The organism is Acetobacter tropicalis (genome assembly GCF_001580915.1).
Classification (GTDB): Bacteria; Pseudomonadota; Alphaproteobacteria; order Acetobacterales; family Acetobacteraceae; genus Acetobacter; species Acetobacter tropicalis.
In genome coordinates this window covers 1-816 of the sequence record NZ_LHZQ01000030.1, presented here as the reverse complement: position 1 = coordinate 816, position 816 = coordinate 1, and the positions used below count along the sequence as shown (strand labels likewise).

At 66.9% G+C, this 816-nt stretch carries 1 protein-coding gene; it reads left to right on the top strand.

The genetic code is table 11. The features are described from left to right. Positions 1 to 14: 14 nt before the first annotated feature. A partial coding sequence (locus AD944_RS00160; protein ID WP_169796340.1) for a site-specific integrase occupies positions 15 to 816 on the top strand: 802 nt, incomplete at its 3' end.

Sequence of the window (816 nt, the reverse complement as noted above, 5' to 3'; positions counted from 1 at the left end):
GAAGGATGTGCCGGATGCTCAGTGAAGTCCGCATTCTCGGGTCACGGGCCAGAGCGCGTCGCGCGATCCTTGAGCGGGTCGATCGCCTCACCCGCAGCCAGCTGGAGCACACAGACCTGACGGCCGCCAGCCAGATCCTGTCGACGGCGCGATTTTCCCCTCCCCTTCCCCTGGTGATCGCAGGAACCGAGATGCCCGACGGGGCGTATGCGCCCGATCGCACGATCGGGCGCGCCCTGCCCTATCTCGCCGCGGCCGAGCATCTGGCACGCGATCATCTCGGCGATGCGCCGATCGGATCCGAACTGGCGGTCGGGCTGGAAATCGACGACGGTATTCCACGGTTCGTGGCCTGGATCCGAAACATCGAGGAAGAAGCCACTCCCGTTTCCGCTCCCCCTGTCCGACCACCACCGCCCGTCGGGCAGGCGCCGGTAACTGTCGCCCGCTGGTTCGCCCTCGTCTCTTCCCAGCCGGTCCCCGCGCACGACGGAAAGCTGCACACCGCACGCCAGGCGGTGGACGCCTACGTGCAACGAAGCAAGGCCGCCAACACGTTACGGGGATACCGCGCCGCTGTGCGGGCCTGGTGCCAGTGGGCCAATACCCACGACCTCCCTGCCCTTCCCGCACGCAGTGAGGACGTCGCCGCCTATCTTGCCGACATGGCGCTGCGCAAGCGCAGAACCAGCACCATCGATCTTCACCGGGCCGCCTTGCGCTATCTGCATCATCTTGCACAGGTTGCCGTGCCGACATCCCATCCCCTTGTTTCGGCCACGCTGGCCGGTATCCGGCGGGAGGACGACGATCCTG